This window comes from Psychrobacter sp. TWP2-1-2, assembly GCF_049896785.1.
Taxonomy (GTDB): Bacteria; Pseudomonadota; Gammaproteobacteria; order Pseudomonadales; family Moraxellaceae; genus Psychrobacter.
In genome coordinates this window covers 1-3,689 of record NZ_JAFCVA010000038.1, presented here as the reverse complement: position 1 = coordinate 3,689, position 3,689 = coordinate 1, and the positions used below count along the sequence as shown (strand labels likewise).

Genomic DNA, 3,689 nt, shown 5'->3' with positions numbered 1-3,689 from the left:
TAGTAATATGGGTTACTTAAAGGTATAATAGTTCTATTGAGTCAGCAAGATAGCTACTTGATAAGGTCATCAAATTGACGACCACCGCACAAGCAAGCGGATTAAAAATTGCTAAGGAAGAAAAAAATGTCTATTTTAACTGGTAAAAATGCAATCGGTATCATTGAGGGTCAAGAGATAAGCATTAATGCAAAATATGATAATCTTGATTTATTGAAAAGTGCAATGATAAACCATGACATAGATGGTAATTTTGAAATGCTATCAGCAAGTGCTACTTCAAAACTTAAATGGAAACTAATAGATAATGGAATTTATGACGATATTGATGAAAATATCATCATCCGTCAAAAAATAGCAAAAATAAAGGCGATCAGAAAAGAGTATAAATATACCGATTTACCTTATTTATATGCAAATTATAATCATAATTGCAATCCAAAATACCAAACAGAAGAATTTGTAAAAAACCTTAAAAAGAATGGAAAGATAGCATTTAGTCTTAACGAAACAACAGTTTACCGCCTAGACAACAGCCTATTTTCTTTTAATTGTGATTTTATCATATGTGCCAAACTTGAAAATAACGATTTTGGCTCGCTTGATAATGACGCTGTATTATTTCGTTATAAAGACTATTTAAGAGACTTGATTAAATCCTATGAGCTTTACTTAGAAGTCGCTGAAGAAGTTGAAAAATTAATACAGGCAAAAGCCGCTTAAACCAACCGCCCCAAGTACAAAAAGCCCATTCTAGCGAGTGGGTTTTTTTTCGTCTCAAGATTGACCGACAAGGCGCACCGCCTGCTATTGGCACAAACAGCCGAGCCAAGCGCAGGCAGCACCGCCCCAACTAGCCACGATCACAAACAAGCAAAAAGACGCTTGTTTGTGGGCTAGCCAAACCACCACCGCAGCAGCTAAAAAGGTAGTAATATGGGTTACATTACGTTACATTAAAGAGCTGATTTTACCCCTTGCTAGGGTAGTAATATGGGTTACTTAAATGTATAATAGTTCTATTGAGTCAGCAAGATAGCTACTTGATAAGGTCATCAAATTGACGACCACCGCACAAGCAAGCGGATTAAAAATTGCTAAGGAAGAAAAAAATGAACACTAATAATGATTTTATCGTAATTTATAGCAACCATTCACCTATAAATAGCGTAGCTAATATTAGATATTTAAAGGCTGAACAGCCATTGAGCCAAGACTATTTAAAAGCGATTGCAGGTGATAAAGACTTTATTTCTTTACCATTAACCTATAATAATGGCACTTTTTACCCTTGCCGTATTCATAGCAGTCATCAAACAGTAGGTTACGCACTAATAACCAAAGAAAACGCAAAAAAAATAATAAATAAAAAAAGGTTTACAGACACCGCCACCAAAGAAGTTAAAAGAATGTTATTTAAGATTTTGATTAATTCATATTAGACACCGCCCCAAGTACAAAAAGCCCATTCTAGCGAGTGGTTTTTTTTCGTCTCGATATTGACCGACAAGGCGCACCGCCTGCTATTGGCACAAACAGCCCACAGAGGCGCAGGCAGCACCGCCCCAACTAGCCACGATCACAAACAAGCAAAAAGACGCTTGTTTGTGGGCTAGCCAAACCACCACCGCAGAGGCTAAAAAGGTAGTAATATGGGTTACATTACGTTACATTAAAGAGCTGATTTTACCCCTTGCTAGGGTAGTAATATGGGTTACTTAAAGGTATAATAAGGCTATAAAGGATAGCAAACCTGCTATCCACCGCCACGCTAAGCGGATTAAATTAGCAAAATGGAGTTTTTAAAGTGCCTAATATTATACCTAATTCAGATAGCAGAAATTTAACGACCAAGCAAAAAATTGAAGAACTAAAAGCCGAAAATTCAGATTTTGAATGGTATCCAACAACAGACGAGATAATAAATATTATTGGTGATGATGTTTTAAAGGCTGATTGTTTAAGAGATTTAGACAGTATTTTAGATATTGGTTGTGGTGACGGCAGAGTCTTACAAAAGTTAAGCGAAATAGTTAAAAGCAGTAATTCTAATTACTCTATTAGTAATCTATACGGAGTCGAAAAAGCTAGACTTCATATAGCACAATGGGATGATAATATTACCTTTATAGGTAGCGACTTTTATAAAACGAATATATCAGCTATTGAGAGCGATATAATATTTTGCAACCCACCTTATAGCGATTTTGAAAGATGGACAACATCAATAATCGAAAATAGCTTTACAACCGTTATTTATCTTGTTTTGCCGTCAAGATGGATTGAGTCAGAGAAGATAAAAGCAGCGTTAAGCAAAAGAGATTTAGTAAGCGAGGTTATACATAAAGCAGATTTTATAAATGCTGATCGCCAAGCAAGAGCAAAGGTAGACGTAGTAAGGATTATAAGCGACGTTTACAGTAAGTTGCTTATAAAAAATTCAATTATCAGCGGTAGCGCATACTCATTTAGAGGCTATAGAAAGTCAGACCCTTTTAATAATTGGTTTAATGATAACTTCCCTGATTTTATCGAAAAATCAAGCGGTAAGGTCAAAGAAGAAGAAAAGGAAAAAACAGAGATATTTAAGAAAACGAATAGAATTGATGATTTAGTTAATTTGTACCAAAACGACTTAAAAAAAGTAGTCGATAGCTTTTTAATATTGAATATGCTTGATGTTTCTGTTTTTAACGATATGAATATTGATATAAACACTATAAAAAAGAGTATAAAAACCAAGATAAACTCTTTAAAGGCTCAATATTGGAGGCAGTTTATCAATAACTATGAGCCAATAACAAAGCGATTGACCGAAAAATATAGAGATAAGATATACAGTAACCTAATGGCAAAGACTAAGTATATTGATTTTACAAGTATCAATGCTTTAATAATTACAGAAATGGTGATAAAGAAATCAGATCAATATACATCAGCACAGGTAAAGGATTTTTTCTTTAATCTATCATCTAAAGATGCAATTATAAATTACAAGTCTAATGAAAAGGTTTTTACTGGTGGCGGTAGTTGGAGGTATCAAAAGCCCGATGGTAAAAATCACAGTCATTACCAGTTAGATTATAGGATTGTGCAGCCTAGATTATTTAGTATTGAGACAAGTTTTCAAGGTGAAATAAGAGGTCACAGCGTCCATAAAGTTATTAATGATATATGCGTTATTGCTCGTTTGGTAGGTATGCCAGTACCCGATTATTGCAATGGTTCAGAATTTATTGATGCGGATATTGTATATGGTGAGCGATTAGCCGTGAATTATTTTGATGTTAATAAGGATGCAGTGGCAGAATTATTTGTTATAAAGTTCTTTAAAAACGGTAATCAGCATTTATTCTTACATAAGGATTTTATATTGCGCCTAAATATTTTGATCGGTAAATTATGCGGATGGGTAAACAGCGCAAATGATGCTTATAGTGAAATGAAAAATAGTGATTGCACTAAGAAAGATTTTGAGAAAATGTATAAAGAAACACAGCCAAACAGCCTATCTTTAGGTTATACCGCTGAATATTTAATAGCTATGTAAGCACCGCCCCAAGTACAAAAAGCCCATTCTAGCGAGTGGGTTTTTTAGTTAAATCCAAAAATAATAATAGTCGTTTCTGTCTTAACAGCAGTTAAGGCAGCTGATAAGTAACCATGATGGAGGCTGTCGCATTGGTAAA

At 34.4% G+C, this 3,689-nt stretch carries 3 protein-coding genes; all 3 read left to right on the top strand.

All coding sequences use genetic code 11. The features are described 5' to 3' along the window. The first annotated feature begins 126 nt into the window (after positions 1-126). The 3 genes from ACP7AE_RS14090 to ACP7AE_RS14080 all read left to right on the top strand — a co-directional run bounded on the left by ACP7AE_RS14090 (position 127) and on the right by ACP7AE_RS14080 (position 3,550). Complete coding sequence (locus tag ACP7AE_RS14090; RefSeq protein WP_426243843.1) at positions 127-723, top strand: hypothetical protein; 597 nt, start codon at positions 127-129, stop codon at positions 721-723. 389 nt (positions 724-1,112) lie between these two features. Beyond that, complete coding sequence (locus ACP7AE_RS14085; RefSeq protein WP_426243841.1) at positions 1,113-1,442, top strand: hypothetical protein; 330 nt, start codon at positions 1,113-1,115, stop codon at positions 1,440-1,442. Positions 1,443-1,807: 365 nt separating this feature from the next. Further along, positions 1,808-3,550, top strand: a complete 1,743-nt coding sequence (locus ACP7AE_RS14080) for a DUF4942 domain-containing protein (RefSeq protein ID WP_426243839.1) — start codon at positions 1,808-1,810, stop codon at positions 3,548-3,550. Positions 3,551-3,689: the final 139 nt, after the last annotated feature.

Coding starts and splice junctions, on each gene's coding strand:
- ACP7AE_RS14090 (WP_426243843.1), top strand. CDS start 127: ATGTCTATTTTAACTGGTAAAAATGCAATCGGTATCATTGAGGGTCAA.
- ACP7AE_RS14085 (WP_426243841.1), top strand. CDS start 1,113: ATGAACACTAATAATGATTTTATCGTAATTTATAGCAACCATTCACCT.